Source organism: Rhodococcus sp. A14, assembly GCF_011603105.1.
GTDB classification, from domain to species: domain Bacteria; phylum Actinomycetota; class Actinomycetes; order Mycobacteriales; family Mycobacteriaceae; genus Rhodococcus_F; species Rhodococcus_F opacus.
Map to the genome: position 1 here is coordinate 1 of NZ_JAAOQS010000153.1, position 19,070 is coordinate 19,070.

Sequence of the window (19,070 nt, forward strand, 5' to 3'; positions counted from 1 at the left end):
CCGCCCACCCGGGCGGCAGCAACTGGATTCCCGACTCCTCGCTCGTGATCTCCGCGGACGTCACGTCGCAGGAACCGTTCACCGTCACCTACCAGCTGCGGAACGAGGCGCAGTGGTCCGACGGCGCGCCCATCGCCGCCGAGGACTTCCGCTACCTGTGGCAGCAGATGATCAGTGCCCCCGGCGTGGTCGACCCCGCCGGCTACGAGTTGATCGAGGACGTCAGGTCGTCCGGTGGCGGCAAGACGGTCAGCGTCGTCATGAAGGCCGCCTACCCGGCGTGGCGTGAACTCTTCACCGACCTGCTGCCGTCGCATCTCATCAAGGATTCCCCCGGTGGCTTCGCGACCGGACTGTCCGAGAACATCCCGGTGTCGGGCGGGCACTTCCACATCAAGTCGATCGACCGCGGACGTGACGAGATCCTGCTCGAACGCAACGACCGGTTCTGGGACAAGCCGGCGACGCCCGACCAGATCCTGATGCGCCGCGACGGCACCCCGTCGCAGCTCGCCGACTCGATGCGCAACAACGACACGCAGGTCGTCCAGATTCACGGGGGCACAGCCACTTCCGCCCAGCTCGCGGCGATCCCCACGGTGCGGACGGGTTCCTCGTTCCAGCCGCGCGGACTCGACCTCACGCTGAACGGCCGGGTTCCCGAACTCGCGGACGTCCGGGTGCGGAAGAGCCTTCTGGAGTTGCTGGACACCGAACTGCTCGCCGTCGTCGGCGCCGGCAGCGAGGCGTCGGCGGTCCCGGCACGCTCGCAGGTCTACGCCCCCTCCGATCCCGGTTACACCGCGACCGCACCCGCGCGGCCGAGCCGCGAACAGGTGCTGGCGAAGCTGGCGGAGTACGGGTATGTCGCCGAAACACCGACGGACACCGTCGTTCCCGCAGGGGCGGCGCCGTCGACCCAGCTCGTCCGCGACGGCGTCCCGCTGACGCTCGTCATCGGGACACCCGAGGGTGACGACACCGCGAGCGCGGTCGCTAACACGGCCGCCGACCAGTTGCGCGGCGCCGGCGTCGACGCCACCGTGACGTCCCTGCCCGCCGAGGAGTTGTATGGGGAGTCGCTCGGCAAGGGCGACATCGGAGCGGTCGTCGGATGGTCGCGCGCCGGGTCCGACCCGGCGACGGCACTGGCCTCCCGTCACAGCTGCCCGCCCGCGGTGGTCGCGGCAACCCAACCGAACACCGAAACCACCGGCCCCGAACGTGATTCGGTCGCGGAGGCCGAGGCCCCGTCGAACCTGTCGGGAGTCTGCGACCCCACCCTGCAGCCGTCCATCGACGCCGCGCTGCGGGGGGTCGGTGATGTGCCGCAGGCTCTCGCCGACGCCGACCGCGCACTCTGGGATCTGGCTGCGGTGCTGCCGATCATGCAGGACCGCACACTGGTCGCGGCGGGCCCCGGCGTCGACGGGGTGTCGCTGTCGGGCGCCGTGCCGGTCGGAATATTCAGTGACGCAGCGGACTGGAGCAGGATCAAGGAATGAGTGAGCGGCGGCTTCTACTGGTCCATGCCCATCCCGACGACGAGACCCTCACCACCGGCGGCACCATCGCGCGCTACGCCGCCGAGGGTGCCGACGTTCACGTCCTGACGTGCACGCTCGGCGAGGAAGGCGAGGTCATCGGCGAGGAGTGGGCGCAGCTGATCGCCGACGCCGCCGATCAGCTCGGTGGGTTCCGGATCGGCGAACTGACGTCCGCGCTGTCGTGTCTCGGTGCGGGGAGGCCGCGGTTCCTCCTGGGGGCGGGGCATTTCCGTGATTCCGGCATGGCGGGCACGGCGTCGGCGGCCGATCCGCGCGCCTTCGTCAACGCCGACCGCGACTCCGTGACCGCCGCGATGGTGGCGGTCATCCGGGAGCTGCGGCCGCACGTCGTGGTCACCTACGACCCGGACGGCGGGTACGGGCACCCCGACCACATCCAGGTGCACACGATCACCACCGCGGCCGTCGAGGCGGCGGGTTCGGCGAAGTACCCGGACTGCGGCGAACCGTGGGAGGTCGCGAAGCTGTACTGGACGGTGACCGAGGCGAGTGCGCTCGAGTCGGGAATCTGCCGCATCGGCGACATCCCCGACGGCTGGCGACTGCCGGAGCCCGGCGAATTGCCGAGTGTCCCGGACGCCGACGTGACGACGGTGATCGACGTGCGGAGCGTGCTCGCCGCGAAGAGGGAAGCGTTGTCGGCGCACGCCACCCAGGTGACGGTTGCGCCGAGCGGAACCGAGTACGCGCTCTCCAACGACATCGCGCAGCCGATTCTGGCGGAGGAACATTTCGTGCTGGTCCGCGGCGCCGTCGGGGATCGGGACGCCGACGGCAGGGAACGGGACCTCTTCGGTGGCGTCGGTCACTGACCGTCGGTATCTGTGACGAGGGTTACGTATTACACTGTGGCCCAGGTCACGCAGCGGCCTAGGTCGAGTCCGCGTGACCCCCGTCAGGAGAGGCGATAGATGTACAACTGGGATGTTCAGAACGCCATCGTCGCGTTCGTCGAGACACTTCGGCCTTCGTGGCCGGCCCAGCACGACCTGTACTACAGCGTGCTGTACGGATTCGCCGACATGCAGAGTCATTTGCTGACCCTGCTGGGCTACCCGCCCGTCGCCTGATCCACTATTGACACATGACCGTCGGCACCGCAGCGAAACCCGGACACCTCGATGTTCTGGGGAGGGTCGCCCTCGCGCTGCTGGTGTTCGACGGTTTTCTGTGCGCCGTCCTCTCGGTGCTCTTCCTGCCCACCTACCTCGGGGCCACCCCGTTCCCGATCAGCATCCTCGCCGCCGCGGTCGCCAACCTGGCGCTGGTGATCGCAGCGCGGTCCACGACCGGCCGGGTGGGGACGGGAATGCTGCCGCTCGCGGGATGGGGATTCGGATTCCTGCTCTGCATGTTCGGCGGTCCGGGCGGCGACGTGCTCATGCTCGCCTCCGTCTGGACGCTCCTGCTCCTGATCGGTTCACTGGTTCCCGCGGCGGTCTACCTGTGGAAAGTCAGCGCGAAGGCGGCGTTCGGATCTGTTTCATCGACGGTGGGCGAGGGTACGCGGTAGCGACCAGCAGTCTGCTGAAGGAGCACCGCAATGACAGATCAGAACTTCACGACCGACGACGCCGGCATCCCGGTGTCGAGCGACGAGCACTCGCTCACGATCGGGACGGACGGGCCGATCCTGCTCCAGGATCACTATCTGATCGAGAAGATGGCCCAGTTCAACCGCGAACGCGTTGCGGAGCGCCAACCGCACGCCAAGGGGGGCGGGGCGTTCGGACGGTTCGAAGTTACCGAAGATGTCTCCGCCTACACGAAAGCCGATCTATTCCAACCCGGCAAGAAGACGGACCTGCTGATCAGGTTCTCGTCCGTGGCCGGCGAGCGCGGCAGCCCGGACACGTGGCGCGACCCACGCGGATTCGCCGTCAAGTTCTACACCGACCAGGGCAACTACGACATGGTCGGGAACAACACACCCGTCTTCTTCATGCGCGACCCGATGAAGTTCCAGGACTTCATCCGCTCGCAGAAACGACGTGCCGACAACAACCTCCGCGACCACGACATGCAGTGGGACTTCTGGACGTTGTCCCCGGAGTCGGCGCACCAGGTCACGTGGCTCATGGGCGACCGCGGCATCCCGCGCACCTGGCGGCACATGAACGGGTACTCCAGCCACACGTACATGTGGGTGAACGCCGCCGGCGACAAGTTCTGGGTGAAGTACCACTTCAAGACCGACCAGGGCATCGAGTTCTTCACACAGCACGAGGGCGACCAGATGGCGTCCATGGACACCGATTACCACACGCGAGACCTGTGGGAGCACATCGAAGGCGGCGAGTACCCGAGCTGGACCTTGAACATGCAGATCATGCCGTTCGAGGATGCCGACGACTACCGGTTCAACCCGTTCGACCTCACCAAGGTGTGGCCGCACAGCGACTACCCGCTGATCCCCGTCGGCAGGATGACGCTCGACCGCAACCCCACGGACTACCACTGCGAGATCGAACAGGCCGCGTTCGAGCCCAGCAACCTGGTCCCCGGCATCGGCCCGAGCCCGGACAAGATGCTGATCGGCCGGCTCTTCTCCTACCCGGACGCCCACCGCTACCGGATCGGCGCCAACTACAAGGAGCTGCCCGTCAACAGGCCGCACGTGCCCGTCCGCTCGTACTCGAAGGACGGCAACATGCGCCACCACAACCCCGGGGATCCGGTCTACGTGCCGAATTCCAAGGGCGGCCCGCACGCCGACCCGTCGCAGGTGGGGGCGACCGCCACCTGGTACAGCGCCGGCGACATGGTCCGCTCGCCGTACGCGCTGCACAGGGACGACGACGACTGGGGTCAGGCCGGGACGATGGTCCGTGAAGTGCTCGACGACGCCGCCCGGGACCGCCTGGTGGACAACATCGTCGGCCATCTGCTGAACGGTGTCAGCGAACCGGTTCTGGCGAAGGCGTTCGAGTACTGGCGCAACGTCGACAAGACCCTCGGCGATCGGATCGCCGACGGTGTCGGGAAGAAACAGTCGGAGACCGACCCGAAGGCGGGCGAACAGGCCAATGCGGCGCGGAGCAGCGCGCAGGCGAAGGCCTAACGCTCGAACGCCACCGGGTGCCGAGGCTGGTACAGCATCATCTCGCCCGCACCGGGAATCTTCAGGGACGTGGTGAGGCCGTACCCGTCGTCGCGGATTCCGCGGGTGAACTCGGCGCCCTTGGCCTCGAGTTCCGCGACGGTCGACTCGATGTCGTCGCACATCAGGGAGATCTCATGGTGCGGCCGAGTCGACCACGGCTCACCGCCCCGATCGTCCGAGGTGGGGTGCACACCCATCTCGGACGGTCCGGTGCGGAAAATCAGCCACCCGCCGCCGGCGTCGACGTGTGACCAGCCGAGCACGTCCCGGAAGAAGTCGCGGGCCGCCTCGGCGTCGTCGGCGTAGACCAGTGTGTGCACGGCAGTGATCATGTGGGCAGCTTAGTGCGATTCGTCCGTCACACTGGGAGAATGTCGAACGACGAACTTTCCGGACTGACCATCGCCGTCACCGCCGAACGCCGGGCCGCCGAGTTCATCACGCTCCTCGAACGGCACGGGGCTGCCATCGTGCACACGCCGGCCATTCACGTGCTGCCGCTCGTCGACGACTCCGATCTGCGGTCTCGCACGGCCGACATCATCGCGTCGCCGCCGGACCTCGTCGTCGTCAGCACCGCCGTCGGCTTCCGGGGATGGCTGGATGCGGCCCGGGCCTGGGACGAGGAAGACGCACTGCTCGCCGCCCTGCAATCGGCGCGGATCATCACCCGCGGTCCCAAGGCGAAGGGCGCCGTCCGCGGCGCCGGCCTGCGCGAGGAGTGGTCGCCGGAGACGGAATCGTCCGAAGAGGTGCACGAACACCTCGTCGCCGAGGGTGTGCGCGGTCTGCGCGTCGCGGTCCAGTTGCACGGCACCATCACCGAATGGGAGCCGATGACCGACCTGAGCGTCTCCCTCGCCGGCGCCGGGGCCGAGACGACGGCCGTGTCGGTGTACCGGTGGATCAGACCCGAGAACCAGAAGCCGCTGCTGACGCTGCTCGACCAGATCATCCGAGCCGAGGTCGACGCCGTCACCTTCACCAGCGCACCCGCCGTCTCGTCCCTCCTCAGCACCGCGAAGGACACCGACCGCGTCGAGGCCCTCCTGCACGCGTTCCACGGTCCGGTCGCACCCGTCTGCGTGGGCTCGGTGACGGCCTCACCCCTCACCGCCCTCGGCGTCGACACCATGCAACCGGCCCGTCCCCGGCTCGGCAGCATGGCCAAATACATCATCGAGGAACTCCCGAACCGGCGGTAGCCGGACGAACGGGACGGTCGTTGCGTCAGATCGAACGGGCGTCCAGTTCGTTCGGGGAGGGTGGCCCGGAATCACCCGATCAGCCCGGCCGCGCGGGCGGCGTCGGACAGCACCGACTCGAGCATGGCGGGGGTGAGCCGGCCGGTGAAGGTGTTCTGCTGGCTGACGTGGTAGCAGCCGAACAGGTGCAGGGGACGTTCGGCGCCGGGGAGTTCGACGTGCGCGCCGTGCCCGAATTTGGGTCGCGGCCGGGGGACGGCCCACCCGGCGTCGTCGAGGACGGGGAGCAGCGACTGCCAGCCGAATCCGCCGAGGACGATCACCGACCGCAGGTGGGGTTGCAGGATGCGCAGTTCGGCGTCGAGCCAGTGGCGGCAGTTGTCGCGTTCGTCCGGGGTGGGCTTGTTCACGGGCGGCGCGCAGTGCACCGGGGACGTGATGCGGACGCCGAACAGTTCGAGGCCGTCGCCGATGTGGGTGGCGGTGGGCTGGCTCGCGAGTCCCACAGCGTGGAGTGCGGCGTAGAGGAAGTCGCCGCTGCGGTCGCCGGTGAACATGCGCCCGGTCCGGTTCGCGCCGTGGGCGGCGGGGGCGAGACCGACGATCAGCAGGGACGCATCGGGTGGACCGAATCCGGGGACCGGGCGACCCCAATAGGTTTCGTCACGGAACGACGCGCGCTTCTCGCGTGCGACCTTCTCCCGCCACTCGACGAGGCGGGGGCAGGCTCGGCATTCGATCAGCTGGGCGTCGAGACCGGCGATGTCGGTCAGCGCCGCGCCCACACGTCACCTCCGCCGGGTGTCACCGACTCGACGAGCGACCACGCCTGATCGGCAGGCAGATCGATCACCAGGTACTTCCCGGTGCCTGCGGGTGTGGCGGCGATGACGGTCGCCACACCCGCCCGCCGTTGGAAGAACGTTTGACGGACGGTCCACCCGATGATCCCGTCGGCCTCGAGGCTGTCCCGGGCGCGGTCGAGGGAGCCGCTGCGGGTGATCAGCCACCCGGGCAGCACCGCATGGCCGAGGCCGCGGTACCGATCCCACGCCAGGACCACGCCGCCGACGGCGAGCGCGACGATCGCGGCCCACGCTGCCCAGAACACCGGCCGGTCGAGGATCACGAAGACCAGGGCGACGGCGAGCGCGATCTCGGCGGGGATCAGGGCCCGCGTGTAGCGCCGCCGCTGGGCGACCGGGCCGTGCGGGGTGAGCGGGACCGCGGCCTGACGGTGGTCGCTGATGACGGTGGCCATCACCCGCTCCGCTTCCGCACGCGGCGCCTGGGGGAGCAGGAGCGAGGACTCCCGCCTCTCGGCGCTGACGCCGGTCATGACGGCATCCAGTCGGGCACCGCCGGCGAGACGGAGGAGGAGCGGTTCCTTGAGGGTCGTCCCGCGGAGGCGGGCGCGATCCAGGGTGGTCTGGCGGGTCTTCAGCAGCCCGTGGCTGACGTGCAGGGTGCGGCCGTTGTCCGTCAGCGTCATGTTGCCGTACGTGAGGAGGTACCGGATGCAGGCCAGGGCGCTGGCGGCGATCAGGAGGACGACGATCCCGACGACGACGGCGATGGCGATCCCGACGCGCTCGGCGGATTCGATGCCCTCGGCCACCGTCGACGAGCGGGCGATCTTCGCGCCGATTCCGTACTGGAACGCGAGACCGACGATCGCCGCGATGGTCACCACGCCGGTCACCGAGAACGGGGCGTAGCGGACCCAGACCGGTGTCCAGTGGCCGATCTCGGTCACTGCGGGCTCCTGTGTGACCGCGGTCTGTTCGACGTCGGGCGAGGGCTGCCGGGCGAGCAGTGCGGCCCGCAGGCCGGGAACCAGCCCGGTGGAGAGGGCGTTGAGTTCGAACTTCGCCGCGTCGGGTTTGGAACCGACCTGCTGGCCGGTGCCGATGCGCACGATCGACAGCCCGAGCAGGCGATGCAGGACCCCCGCCTCGACGTCGACGGATCGGATGCGGTTGCGTGGTACCGACAGCAGGCGTTTGCGGAACAGGCCCTGCCGCAGTTGCACGTGGACCGGACCGATGCGGTAGCTCGTCGTGAACCAGCGCGAGACGCCGAACACCACGAACACGACGATGGCGACGAGACTCCACACGTGGTTGCCGCTCTGGGTGCCGATTACCAGCGAAATCAGCAACACGGGCAGAAGTTTGACGATCTCGTCGACCGGGTGGACGAGCAGCATCCGGCGGTCCAGGCGCAACCAGGGCTGTTCCTCCTCGGCGGCGGCCGCGGCCTCGCCGTGCGCGATGGGGGGAGCGATTCCCGGTTCCGGTGCCGCACTCATGTGGCGTCACCGACATTGGTGCCCGCGATCCCGGTGAGCCGGGCGACGGTGCGATCGGCGGTGTCCTGATCGAGGGCGGAGATCTTGACGGCACCGGCGGACGACGCCGTCGTGACGGTGACGGTCGCCAGCCCCAGCATGCGGTCGATGGGTCCGCGTTCGGTGTCGACGGTCTGGATGCGGGAGATGGGCGCGATGCGTCGTTCCTGAGTGAACCAGCCGCTGCGGGTGTAGACCGCGGTGTCGCTGATCTCCCAGCGGTGCACCCGGTACCGCCAGAGCGGTACGACGGCGACGTGGAGGATCGCGAGCACGACGGTGATCGCGAGGACCGTGACGTGCACCCACACGGGCCACCAGTGGAAGACGAGAGCGACCGCTTGCGCGACGAAGAGCGGAAGCCAGAGAAGGGCGGCGTTGATCGCCCACAGTTGCTTGGCCCTGGGGCTGGGCCGCCACAGCGGGTCCGCCATCGTGACGGTGGTGGGCACACTCATGCCCCTACTTTGGCCGTGCCCCGGCATTCTGTCGAGAACCGACCTATCGTAAGAGAACCCCCCGAAGTGAAAGGAGCGCAGACATGACGTCATTCGATGCGGCCGATTCTCCGGAGGTTCCCGAGGCAGACCGGCTCGAGCAGGAACTCGCCGTGGACGACGACAGTTCCGACGAGGTCGAAGAAGTGTCGTCACTGGAGGTGAACGAGGCGGACGTGGCCGAGCAGAGCCGGGCGGTTCCGGTCGACGAGGACTACCCCCGCGAATAGCGATCCGCGCGTTCGCGGGAGTCTGGGTGGCAGTGGTCGTCGTCGATGGCGCATGATCGCTGGGTGACCCATTCAGGTGAAGAATCCGGCCGGCCCACGATGCTTCCCATGCCCGGTGTTCCGGCACCGGCTCCGTCCGGCGCATCCGCGCAGGAAGTGGCCCCCACCGCCTCCGCCATGCGGCGGGTGCTGCGACGTGCCCGTGACGGCGCCACTCTGAACGTGGACGAGGCGACGACCCTGCTGCAGGCCCGCGGCGACGACCTGACCGACCTGTGTTCGTCGGCGGCGAAGGTGCGGGACGCCGGGTTGCTGGCGGCGGGCAGACCCAAGGCTGTCACGTACTCGCGTAAGGTGTTCATTCCCCTGACGCGGTTGTGCCGGGACAAGTGCCACTACTGCACGTTCGTGACGGTGCCCGGCAAGTTGCGGGCCGAGGGGCGCGGCGCGTATCTGGAGCCGGACGAGGTGCTGGAGATCGCCCGGCAGGGCGCCGAATTGGGCTGCAAGGAAGCCCTCTTCACCCTGGGTGACCGTCCCGAGGATCGGTGGCCGGAGGCCAAGCAGTGGCTGGACGAGCGCGGCTACGATTCGACGCTGGACTACCTGCGTGCGATGTCGATCCGGGTACTCGAGGAGACCGGGCTGCTGCCGCACCTGAACCCGGGTGTGATGAGCTGGGAGGAGATCTCCCGCCTCAAGCCGGTGGCTCCCTCGATGGGCATGATGCTCGAGACGACGACCACCCGGTTGTTCACCGACAAGGGCGAGTGCCACTACGGCAGCCCCGACAAGGATCCGGCGGTGCGGTTGCGCACACTCACCGACGCCGGCAGGTTGAGTGTGCCGTTCACGACGGGCATTCTGGTGGGCATCGGCGAGACCGTCCGGGAACGGGCGGAATCGATCATGGCGATCCGTAAGTCGCACAAGGCGTTCGGGCACGTTCAGGAAGTGATCGTCCAGAACTTCCTCGCCAAGCCCGACACCGCGATGCGCGACACCCCGGACGCGGGCCTCGAGGAGTTCGCCGCGACCATCGCCGTGTCCCGGTTGCTGCTCGGCCCGGGGATGCGCATCCAGTCGCCGCCCAACCTGGTGTCGAACACCGAGTGCCTGGCGCTGCTGGGTGCGGGTGTCGACGACTGGGGCGGCGTGTCGCCGCTGACCCCGGACCATGTGAACCCGGAGCGGCCGTGGCCGAACCTGGACACCCTGGCCGCGATCACCGCCGAGGCCGGGTTCGAGCTCACCGAGCGCACGGCGGCGCAGCCGCAGTTCGTGCTGGCCGGTTCGCCGTGGATCGATCCGCGGATCATCGGGCACGTGCAGGCCCTCGCCGACCCCGATACGGGGCTGGCACGGCCGGACACGATCCCGGTCGGGTTGCCGTGGCAGGAGCCGGACGAGTCCTGGGAGTCGGCGGGCCGGGTGGATCTGAACACCGAGATCGACACCGAGGGCCGCAACACCGAGACGCGCAGCGACCTCGGCAGCGCGTTCGGGGACTGGGAGACCGTCCGCGAGCAGGTGCTGGAGTTGAGCGGCCCGGTGCGGGTGGACACGGACGTCCTCGCGGCGTTGCGCAGCGCCGAACGTGATCCGGCGGGCTGCACCGACGACGAGTACCTGGCGTTGGCGACGGCCGAGGGTCCGGGGCTCGAGGCGATGGTGGCGCTGGCCGATGCGCTCCGCAAGGACGCCGTCGGCGACGAGGTGACCTATGTGGTGAACCGGAACATCAACTTCACCAACATCTGCTACACCGGGTGCCGTTTCTGCGCGTTCGCGCAGCGCAAGGGTGACGCGGATGCGTTCACGCTGTCCACCGGCGAGGTCGCGGACCGGGCCTGGGAGGCCCACGTCGCGGGCGCGACCGAGGTCTGCATGCAGGGTGGCATCGACCCGGAGCTCCCGGTCACCGGGTACGCCGATCTGGTGCGTGCGGTGAAGGCGCGGGTGCCGTCGATGCACGTGCACGCGTTCAGCCCGATGGAGATCGTCAACGGCGCCTCCCGCGGCGGGCAGAGCATCCGGGACTGGTTGACGGAACTGCGCGAGGCCGGCCTCGACACCATTCCCGGCACGGCCGCGGAAATCCTCGACGACGAGGTGCGTTGGGTGCTCACCAAGGGGAAGCTGCCCACCGCCACCTGGATCGAGGTGGTGACCACCGCACACGAGCTGGGTCTGCGGTCGAGTTCGACGATGATGTACGGGCACGTCGACAACCCGAAGCACTGGGTCGGGCATCTGCGGGTGCTGCGCGGAATCCAGGACCGGACAGGCGGATTCACCGAGTTCGTGCCGCTGCCGTTCGTGCATCAGAGTGCGCCGCTGTATCTGGCGGGCGCGTCCCGTCCGGGCCCGACCAACCGGGACAACCGGGCCGTCCACGCCCTGGCCCGGATCATGCTGCACGGGCGGATCCCGAACATCCAGACCAGCTGGGTCAAGCTGGGGGTCACCGGTACCCAGGTGATGTTGCAGGGCGGCGCCAACGATCTCGGCGGCACCCTGATGGAGGAGACCATCTCCCGGATGGCGGGTTCGGAGCACGGATCCGAGAAGACCGTCGCCGAACTGCGGGCCATCGCCGAGGGAATCGGCCGCCCGGCCCGCGAACGCACCACGACACACGCCCGACGCGAGGGAAGGACACCGGCCGCATGAGCGAGACGGACCGGCTGGGCGACGACCAGGTCGTCACCATCCTGGATCGTGCCGCACGGGGCATCAACCCCGTGCTCGATCTGGCTCTCACGGATCCGTTCGGCATCAAGAGCCGGACGTTCACCCCGACAGCGGAGGACCGGAGCGCCGCGGAGGCGCTGCTCGACGTCATCGCCTGGGTTCTCGACACCGTCCAGTTCCCGGGGACGGCGTCGTGGGAGAAGGCGAGCGACGACGAGCGGGCCCAGTGGTGGGTGACGCGGATCGGTGCGCTGAACACGATCGCGGTCGCGTTCCCGGGCATCTTCGGTGTGCTGCTCAATCGGCTCCCGATCCAGGACGTGCTCGGGTTCGCGAATCAGGCCGTCGTTCTCGTCGCCGTCGCCCGGGAACACGGCGTGACGAACCGGTTCGACCAGGTGGACCTGCTGGCGTCCGTACTCTGCCGGCGTGAGATGGATGCGCCGGCGGTGCTCGCCGGCACGGCGCGATCCGATTCCGCGGACGGCGAGTCGGTGTGGCTCCCGTTCGCGCTGATCGGCGCGCTGTGGCGCACCGCCCGCACCGTGCGCGCGCTCAGTGACGAACTCGACAAGCGTCCTGGGCCGGGCTCGACCTACTCGTTGCTGGGGAACATCCCGGTGGTCGGTGTGGTGGCCGGGTACCTCGGAGAACGGGGCGCGCTGGTGAGAGCTGCGAAAGCGGGCGAGCAGTGGATCGCGTCCCGGGCGCGGCTGACCGCGGCGGTGCGCCGGGTCAGGTAACCCTCACCGCAGAGAGGCCCGCCGGGCAGGCGATAATAGTTTCTTCCGCGGGGTACAAGCGGCCCGTACCTCGTGCTTACTCGTGTCAGAAAGGCAGGGAGAGCGGCAGTGCCCTACACGATTGCTGAACCGTGCGTGGATGTGTTGGACAAGGCGTGTATCGAGGAATGCCCTGTCGACTGCATCTACGAGGGCGGACGGATGCTCTACATCCATCCGGACGAATGCGTGGACTGCGGCGCCTGTGAACCCGTCTGCCCCGTCGAGGCCATCTTCTACGAAGACGACGTCCCGGACCAGTGGAACGGCTACATCGCCGCGAACGTCGACTTCTTCGACGACCTCGGTTCCCCCGGTGGCGCGGCGAAGCTGGGCAAGGTCGACTACGACCCGCCGTTCGTCAAGGCTCTGCCCCCCATGGGCGAGGACTAGATGTGCCTCGAATCCCGGTAGCAAAAGCACTTCCCGACTTTCCGTGGGACTCGCTCGAGTCGGCGAAGGCGAAAGCCTTCGCCCACCCGGGTGGCATCGTCAACCTCTCGGTGGGGACCCCGGTCGATCCGGTCGCCCCGATCATCCAGGACGCGCTGACCGCGGTCGCCGCGGTTCCGGGATATCCGACGACGCACGGCACCGAAGAGCTGCGGAGCGCCGCGGTGGAGGCGCTGCGTCGCCGCTACGGAATCACCGGCATCGATCCGGCTGCGGTGCTGCCCGCGATCGGCACGAAGGAGCTCATCGCCTGGCTGCCACGCCTTCTCGGGCTCGGCGCCGACGACCTCGTCGTCATTCCGGAGCTGGCGTACCCGACCTACGAGGTCGGTGCGCTCCTCGCCGGTGCGCGGGTGATCCGGGCCGATGGTCTCAACCGGCTCGGCCCGGAGGGCGCGTCGCTGATCTTCGTGAACTCGCCGTCCAACCCCACCGGCAAGGTGCTCGGTCTCGAGCATCTGCGCAAGGTGGTCGACTGGGCGCGTCGCCGCGGCGCGATCGTGGCGTCCGACGAGTGCTACCTGGGATTGAGCTGGGAGGGCGAAGCCCTCTCGATCCTCGATGAGCGGGTGAACGACGGCGATCTCACCGGGCTCCTCGCGGTGCACTCTCTGTCGAAGACGTCCAACCTCGCGAGTTACCGCGCGGGGTTCGTCACCGGTGACCCGGCGTTGGTGGCCGAACTTCTCGAGGTCCGCAAGCACGCGGGCATGATGGTGCCGTTGCCGATCCAGTCGGCGATGACCGCTGCACTCAGCGACGACGACCACGAGAACGAGCAGCGTGAGCGGTACCGCCGTCGCCGCGAGATCCTTCTCGCAGCGGTGCGCGGCGCCGGATTCACCGTCGACAACTCCGAAGCCGGGCTGTACCTGTGGGCGACCCGCGGCGAAGCCTGCCGGGACACCGTCGAGTGGTTCGCCGAGCGGGGCATTCTCGTGGCACCGGGCGAGTTCTACGGTCCCGGCGGCGGCACCCACGTGCGCATCGCCCTCACGGCCAGCGACGAACGAATCGCGGCCGCGGCCGAACGACTGGCCTGACCCGAGTCGGCCCGAGCGGCGCGGTCACGGTGAAAGTATTGGGCCGTGACCCTCGACGACGTCGCCGACGAACTGTACGGCCTGGACCCCGGTGAGTTCGTCGAGGCGCGCACCGCGCAGGTGACCGCGGCGCGGGAGAACAAGGACCGCGCATTGGCAGCCGAGATCGGGAAGCTGCGGAAGCCGACGGTCGTCGGCTGGCTCGTCAACCTGCTCGCCCGCGAGCTGCCCGACGAGGTCGACGCGCTCCTCACCCTCGGTGACGCTCTCCGCGACGCGCAGCGACACCTGTCCGGCTCGGACCTTCGGCGACTGAACACGCAACGGCAGCAAGTAGTGCGCGCGTTGGCGCGCAAGGCCGGTGAACTCGCTGCCGAGCGGGGCCGGACAGTCGGGGAGGACGCGCTGCGGGATGTCGGTCAGACGCTGCACGCCGCTCTCGCCGACGCCGAGACCGCCGAACAGGTGCGGCGCGGCCGGGTGGTGACGGCGGCGAGCTACAGCGGTTTCGGTCCGGCCGGACTCACCGTCGTCCAGGGAAAGACCGCGAAGAAAGGCGGGAAGTCCGAACCCACCCCCACGCCTCCGGCCGAGAAGTCGGGGAAGACGTCGAAGAAGAAGTCGCCGGAGCGCGACCGCGCCGCCGAACGGGCGGCGGCCGGGGCCGAACTGGCGGACGCCACGTCCCGGGCCGACGAGGTCCGCGGCGAACTGAACGACGCGAGAACGGAACTGGAGCAGGCGCGGTCGACGCTGACGGAGATCGACCACCGGATCGAGGAACTGCGCGCCGAACTCGAACATGCCGAGCAGGAGCGGCAGTTCACCCGGAACGCGGAGAAGGCGTCGGCGGAGGCGGTGCATCGGGGGGAGCGAGACCTCGACGCGGCGGAGCGGCGCGTCGAGGAAGCCCGGCGCGCGGTCGACGATCTCGGCTGAGGACGTCCCGGATCCTTGACCTGCAGCTCACTCGAGGTCTACAACGCCGCCACGTCGCCGCCGGTGCCCCGATCACCCACGCCGTGCTCGATCACCACGGCACCGACATCCCGGTCGAGCATTTGCGCAGCATCCTCCTCCACACCGGTGCCCTCCAACCCCGGGGCAACGCCGTCGATTCGGTTGCGCCCTGGCTCGACACCCTTGTCGCCGACCTGCCCCCCGGATCTCGCGGCCACGGTGCGCGCGTACGCGTCCTGGTCGGTGCTGCGCCGGGCCCGCGGCCGCGCCGCACGCGGGCACCTCAGCGTCAGCGCATCCAAGTACGCGCGTGTCCGCCTCCAGGTCGCCGTTCAGTTTCTGACGTGGCTCACCGACAACCACCACGCACTGGCCGAGGCGACCCAGGCGGACGTCGACCGCTGGCTGGGGGAGGGGGCCAGCACCCGCCACCGACTGCGGGACTTCCTGCGCTGGGCGCACCAACACGATCGTGCCGCCGACCTGCACGTGTCCTGGCTCGGCCGCGACGGTCTTCCCTCCCAGCTTCTCGCCGACGACGAACGCTGGTCCGCGCTACGCCGGTGCCTGACCGACGACGGCCTCGATCTGCGGGTGCGGGTAGCCGGTGTCCTAGTCCTGCTCTACGGTCAGATCCCCACCCGCATCGTCAAACTCACCACCAGCGATCTCGTCGCCGACAGCCGAGGTGACAGCACCCTACGGTTGCGCGATCGTCCCGTCCTGCTGCGGCCGGCACTCGCCGCGCTGACCACCGAGCTCACCAGCAGACCGGATCGCCGCCGTCGCGGGGCGCCTTCGTCAACGACACCGGATTGTTTCCCGGCCGCGCGAGTCGAATATCCACCTCGCTGGCACACCGCACCCGAGCATGAGCAAAACGTATGGTGTCGGTCCCCGCCCCTGTCCTCACCGGTAACAGCACCAATGAGCAGCGAGCGGAGGGAAACCATGGTCACCGCCGCCGCCAGCGCACCGATGCTGCCGGGGATGCCCGTCTCCCCGGCGGTCTCTGAGATCGAGCAACTCGCCCTGATCGGCCAGCCGCAACCGATCCGGGTCCCCGAACGGCTGTGGCGGTCCTGGCTCGACGATCCCACCGTCGTGGCGCGATTCGAAGCGAAGACCTACCGACGCCCGGGTGGCCGGTGCACGGTGTGGCTCGGCAGTGTCTCATCCACCGGGCACGGCTCCTTCCGTGCCGCCAGCCTGCCCGGCCCCTCGCGCCGCGGCACCGTTCCCGCGCATCTGTTCGCCTATCAGCTCGAATACGGCATCATTCCGCGGCTGGGGTGGTCCGGCGCCGACGACGCGGTGCTGTGCCACCAATGCGACTTCGCCGGCTGCGTCAACCCACAGCACATGCGGCTGGGCACCAACACCGTCAACCGCACCGAGTACCTGCGGCGCCGCAACCTCGCCAGCCCGCTTTCCGACGTCCGCGGTCCTGCCGGGCGTACCCGTGCCATCGCCGCCGCAATCCGAACCGGCCTTACCTGCGGCGAGGATCAGAACAGCATCGAACAGCGGATCAGATGCGCCGAAGCGGCCGGGTTACCCCTCACCCTCTGGTAGCTCGTCGTCGGCACAGCGAATCTGTGCCTGACTGGCAGAGCCGGAACTGACCCTGCCGTATGGCCTGCAGAGGTTGCCCGAGCTGGTGAGAGACTGCTCCGCGTGCATGCGTTCATCGACGAATCCAAACGGGGCGAGTACGCCCTGTGTGCGGTGACCGTGGCGACCGGCGATCTGACGGCCCTGCGGAAGCAGATGAACGCGCTCCGACCGCCCGGGCACACCCGCATCCATATGACCGGTGTGGGGAAGAAGCTGGCACCGAAGATCGTCGCCGAGGTCGCCCGGCTGGAGGCAAACAGCCGGATCTATGTGATGAGCTCACGAAAGGTCAACGAACGCCAGGCCCGCGACGCCATCCTGGCCGCCGCGGTGCGGGACCTGGCGCAGATGCCAGTGACGAACCTGGTCATCGAGTCATGCGATCAGGACCACGAGGACAACCGCATCATCCGGGACGAACTCGGCGCCGCCACCCCGTTCCGGTACACCCACGACCGACCCTCGAACTCCCTCTTGTGGATCCCCGACGTCCATGCCTGGGCCTGGGGCCGCGGCGGCAGCATGCGCGCGAAGATCGCCCACCGCATCACCGTCGTCAGGGTCTGAAACACGAGAACGCCCCTCATCACTGAGGGGCGTTCGTCGTATGTGGGTGGGCGCGCAAGGCTGGAAACCGCTAGGTGGGGCTGCCTACAGGGGTACTTACGCCCCGGAGACCTCCTACACGAACCACTTCCCTCGGCTACTGCCTCGGGCACTCACATTATGTGGGTGCGGTTGCGTCGACGCAACCGCGAAGCCCATGGCCTGCACACAAGCGCAACCCCGGTGCCCGCCGGAGAGTGTTTGTTTGCTGCACCTACGCCACCGAGATCGGCCGACTACCCGGCTTGTCGAGCCGAGGACGTGTTTCGCCGCCGGCTGTCAGCATGAGCAGCAATTCTATCCAGTGGGCGCGACACCCATTCGCAGGCACGGACAGCAACATCCGCGCGGCAGATACAGTTCCCTGTGGGTTGCGAGTCGGACCATGCGACATCGGCCGCGATCTCGGGTAGAGCAAGTGACTCTTAATCACTGGGTTCGCGGAGTTCTGCCGCCCTGTCCGTCGCATCAGCGTCTTGTCCGACAGCGACGCTGGAGTGCTGAGACTGCTGCCGCATGTCTGCCCGGTCAGCGGTGCTCGGCAGCGTCCTCGACTGCAATCAGAGCCGACCATCGCATGACCGCGTACGAGTGCGCGAGCGCGGCCACGGGCCTCTTCAGCGGTGCCGAAAGCCACCCGCTGACGACGCTGAATCCGGCGATCACGGCGTGGAGGAGGAGGATCGGCATGGGTATTCTCCCTTTTCGTCCGGGGATCGGCCTGTCCTCACGCGCTGCGCTCGGTGGTGTCTTCGGCACGGCCTCGGCCGCGGCCGAGGCCGAGGATGCGGTCGCGGTCCTCTTCGGACATCCCGCCCCAAATCCCGAAGGGTTCTCGCACGGCGAGTGCGTAGTCCCGGCATGGCCGTTGGACGGGGCACTGGGAGCAGATCTTTTTGGCCTCGTGGATGCGCTTCTGCCTCTTGGGTCCGCGTTCGTTGGTGGGGTGGAAGAACAGGGCAGGACTGACCAGTCGGCACATCGCGGCGAGTCGCCAGTTCAGTTCCTCGGGCTCGGGTAGGTCGCTTTGTCTCACGGTTCGAAAGGCCCGCACAACGATGCTCCCTTTTTGCTGGAGGGCGGTCGAGCGCCCCGCACCGGTGGGTGATGCGGGGCGCAGGCGGATTAGGGGACGCTGATGAAGTTGGTGAAGCCGCCGTGCCGGGCCGGGAGGTCGGCGAGAGCTTCGTTGATCTTCTCGAGCGGGAAGCTGTGATGCTCGAACACCGACAGGTCGAGGACCCCGGCGCCGGCGAGGTCGGCCATGTCCTGGGCCTCGGCGGTGGAGAACCACAGGCTTCCGAGGACGCTGATCTGGCTGCACATCAGCGAGAACATGTCCAGCGGTGGGCGTTCCATCATGCCGCCGATGTCGACGGCCACGCCGCCGCGGCGCAGGGTGGTGATGGCGTCGAGGAACGATTCTGCCGGTGCGCCGGGGCCGAGTGAGTCGATGACGATGTCGACGCCCTCCCCGTTGTTGTGTTCGCGCACCCAGCTGCGCAGGTCGCCCTCGCCGGCGGGGAGGACGTGGATGCGGTCGGGCGCGATGGATCGGACGTCCTCGAGGAGATCGGCGTTGCGGCCGGTGCCGAAGATGTGGCTCGCACCGAGCGCGAGGGCGCTCAGGCAGGTGCCCAGTCCCAGGGTTCCGGAGATGCCGTCGATCAGGACGGTGGAGCCGGGTCCGGCGCCGGCTTTGCGCAGTGCCGAGTATCCGGTGCCGAGGTATCCGAATCGGGCGCCTTCTTCGAAACTGACGGAGTCGGGCAGCTTCACCAGGTTGCGTTGCGGCGCAGTCAGATACTCACCGAGCCCGCCGTAGGGGTAGGCGTCGAAGATCTCCTGGCCGTCGGCGCCGAAGGTGTCAGCGGTCATGTAATTCCCCAGATTGAGGGGTTTGTCCGTCACATAATTCCCCACCCCGCCGTCACGTAATTCCCCACCCCTGGGGCGTGTCGG

At 68.5% G+C, this 19,070-nt stretch carries 22 protein-coding genes; 14 read left to right on the forward strand and 8 right to left on the reverse strand.

Going from position 1 to position 19,070, the window contains the following annotated elements:
* From G9373_RS41510 to G9373_RS41530, 5 genes are all read left to right on the forward strand, one after another.
* Positions 1-1,505: ABC transporter family substrate-binding protein (locus G9373_RS41510; RefSeq protein ID WP_167120738.1), on the forward strand; the 1,505-nt coding region annotated here is incomplete at its 5' end.
* Positions 1,502-2,380 carry an N-acetyl-1-D-myo-inositol-2-amino-2-deoxy-alpha-D-glucopyranoside deacetylase gene (gene mshB, locus G9373_RS41515; RefSeq protein WP_005566837.1) on the forward strand — a complete coding sequence of 293 codons (879 nt, stop codon included), beginning with the start codon at positions 1,502-1,504 and terminating at the stop codon, positions 2,378-2,380. The genes G9373_RS41510 and mshB, both read left to right, overlap by 4 nt.
* Positions 2,381-2,479: 99 nt before the next feature.
* Positions 2,480-2,638, forward strand: a complete 159-nt coding sequence (locus tag G9373_RS41520) for a hypothetical protein (protein ID WP_005566838.1) — start codon at positions 2,480-2,482, stop codon at positions 2,636-2,638.
* 14 nt (positions 2,639-2,652) lie between these two features.
* Complete coding sequence (locus tag G9373_RS41525; protein WP_167120740.1) at positions 2,653-3,081, forward strand: hypothetical protein; 429 nt, start codon at positions 2,653-2,655, stop codon at positions 3,079-3,081.
* Between the two features lie 30 nt (positions 3,082-3,111).
* Positions 3,112-4,629 carry a catalase gene (locus tag G9373_RS41530; protein ID WP_005253645.1) on the forward strand — a complete coding sequence of 506 codons (1,518 nt, stop codon included), beginning with the start codon at positions 3,112-3,114 and terminating at the stop codon, positions 4,627-4,629.
* Here G9373_RS41530 and G9373_RS41535 read toward each other — a convergent pair.
* Complete coding sequence (locus tag G9373_RS41535) at positions 4,626-5,003, reverse strand: VOC family protein (protein WP_005253644.1); 378 nt, start codon at positions 5,001-5,003, stop codon at positions 4,626-4,628. The two genes, G9373_RS41530 and G9373_RS41535, sit on opposite strands and share 4 nt — an antisense overlap.
* A gap of 39 nt (positions 5,004-5,042) precedes the next feature.
* On the opposite strand from G9373_RS41535, the gene G9373_RS41540 reads away from it, so the two are divergent.
* Positions 5,043-5,876: a uroporphyrinogen-III synthase gene (locus G9373_RS41540; protein WP_167120742.1), complete on the forward strand. Its 834-nt coding sequence runs from the start codon at positions 5,043-5,045 to the stop codon at positions 5,874-5,876.
* Between the two features lie 71 nt (positions 5,877-5,947).
* Here the strand turns inward: G9373_RS41540 and G9373_RS41545 are convergent, their stop codons facing one another.
* From G9373_RS41545 to G9373_RS41555, 3 genes are read right to left on the reverse strand one after another with little or no spacing between them, the layout of a single operon-like run.
* Positions 5,948-6,661, reverse strand: a complete 714-nt coding sequence (locus G9373_RS41545) for a uracil-DNA glycosylase (RefSeq protein WP_167120744.1) — start codon at positions 6,659-6,661, stop codon at positions 5,948-5,950.
* On the reverse strand, positions 6,646-8,187 hold the full coding sequence (locus tag G9373_RS41550) for a PH domain-containing protein (RefSeq protein ID WP_120659405.1): 1,542 nt from the start codon (positions 8,185-8,187) through the stop codon (positions 6,646-6,648). Before G9373_RS41550 ends, G9373_RS41545 begins: the two co-directional genes overlap by 16 nt.
* Entirely contained in the window at positions 8,184-8,684 is a 501-nt protein-coding gene (locus tag G9373_RS41555) for a PH domain-containing protein (RefSeq protein ID WP_167120746.1), read from the reverse strand. Before G9373_RS41555 ends, G9373_RS41550 begins: the two co-directional genes overlap by 4 nt.
* 83 nt (positions 8,685-8,767) lie before the next feature.
* On the opposite strand from G9373_RS41555, the gene G9373_RS41560 reads away from it, so the two are divergent.
* The 6 genes from G9373_RS41560 to G9373_RS41585 all read left to right on the forward strand — a co-directional run bounded on the left by G9373_RS41560 (position 8,768) and on the right by G9373_RS41585 (position 14,864).
* Positions 8,768-8,953, forward strand: coding sequence for a hypothetical protein (locus G9373_RS41560; protein WP_005566848.1), 186 nt, complete (start codon positions 8,768-8,770; stop codon positions 8,951-8,953).
* A gap of 45 nt (positions 8,954-8,998) precedes the next feature.
* A complete protein-coding gene (locus G9373_RS41565) occupies positions 8,999-11,626 on the forward strand; it encodes a bifunctional FO biosynthesis protein CofGH (protein WP_167120748.1) in 2,628 nt (875 codons plus the stop codon).
* Positions 11,623-12,390 (forward strand): hypothetical protein, encoded by a 768-nt coding sequence (locus tag G9373_RS41570; protein WP_065490164.1) that lies wholly within the window; start codon positions 11,623-11,625, stop codon positions 12,388-12,390. Before G9373_RS41565 ends, G9373_RS41570 begins: the two co-directional genes overlap by 4 nt.
* Positions 12,391-12,498: 108 nt before the next feature.
* On the forward strand, positions 12,499-12,822 hold the full coding sequence (fdxA, locus tag G9373_RS41575; RefSeq protein ID WP_005263360.1) for a ferredoxin: 324 nt from the start codon (positions 12,499-12,501) through the stop codon (positions 12,820-12,822).
* Positions 12,823-12,824: 2 nt separating this feature from the next.
* Positions 12,825-13,925, forward strand: coding sequence for a succinyldiaminopimelate transaminase (gene dapC, locus G9373_RS41580; protein ID WP_005569079.1), 1,101 nt, complete (start codon positions 12,825-12,827; stop codon positions 13,923-13,925).
* Between the two features lie 45 nt (positions 13,926-13,970).
* Positions 13,971-14,864, forward strand: coding sequence for a hypothetical protein (locus G9373_RS41585; RefSeq protein ID WP_065490165.1), 894 nt, complete (start codon positions 13,971-13,973; stop codon positions 14,862-14,864).
* 38 nt (positions 14,865-14,902) lie between these two features.
* Here G9373_RS41585 and G9373_RS41590 read toward each other — a convergent pair whose 3' ends face one another.
* Positions 14,903-15,103 carry a hypothetical protein gene (locus tag G9373_RS41590; RefSeq protein WP_167120750.1) on the reverse strand — a complete coding sequence of 67 codons (201 nt, stop codon included), beginning with the start codon at positions 15,101-15,103 and terminating at the stop codon, positions 14,903-14,905.
* A gap of 760 nt (positions 15,104-15,863) precedes the next feature.
* On the opposite strand from G9373_RS41590, the gene G9373_RS41595 reads away from it, so the two are divergent.
* On the forward strand, positions 15,864-16,460 hold the full coding sequence (locus G9373_RS41595; protein WP_240961043.1) for a hypothetical protein: 597 nt from the start codon (positions 15,864-15,866) through the stop codon (positions 16,458-16,460).
* Between the two features lie 102 nt (positions 16,461-16,562).
* The gene (locus G9373_RS41600) at positions 16,563-17,069 is read left to right on the forward strand and encodes a hypothetical protein (RefSeq protein WP_231137863.1); all 507 of its coding nucleotides are present in this window, start codon (positions 16,563-16,565) and stop codon (positions 17,067-17,069) included.
* 567 nt (positions 17,070-17,636) lie between these two features.
* On the opposite strand, the gene G9373_RS41605 is transcribed toward G9373_RS41600, so the two are convergent.
* The 3 genes from G9373_RS41605 to G9373_RS41615 all read right to left on the reverse strand — a co-directional run.
* Positions 17,637-17,798 carry a hypothetical protein gene (locus G9373_RS41605; protein WP_167120753.1) on the reverse strand — a complete coding sequence of 54 codons (162 nt, stop codon included), beginning with the start codon at positions 17,796-17,798 and terminating at the stop codon, positions 17,637-17,639.
* Positions 17,799-17,835: 37 nt separating this feature from the next.
* On the reverse strand, positions 17,836-18,162 hold the full coding sequence (locus G9373_RS41610) for a WhiB family transcriptional regulator (protein ID WP_144285923.1): 327 nt from the start codon (positions 18,160-18,162) through the stop codon (positions 17,836-17,838).
* Between the two features lie 71 nt (positions 18,163-18,233).
* On the reverse strand, positions 18,234-19,070 hold an 837-nt coding region (locus tag G9373_RS41615; protein ID WP_240961042.1), incomplete at its 5' end, for a zinc-binding dehydrogenase.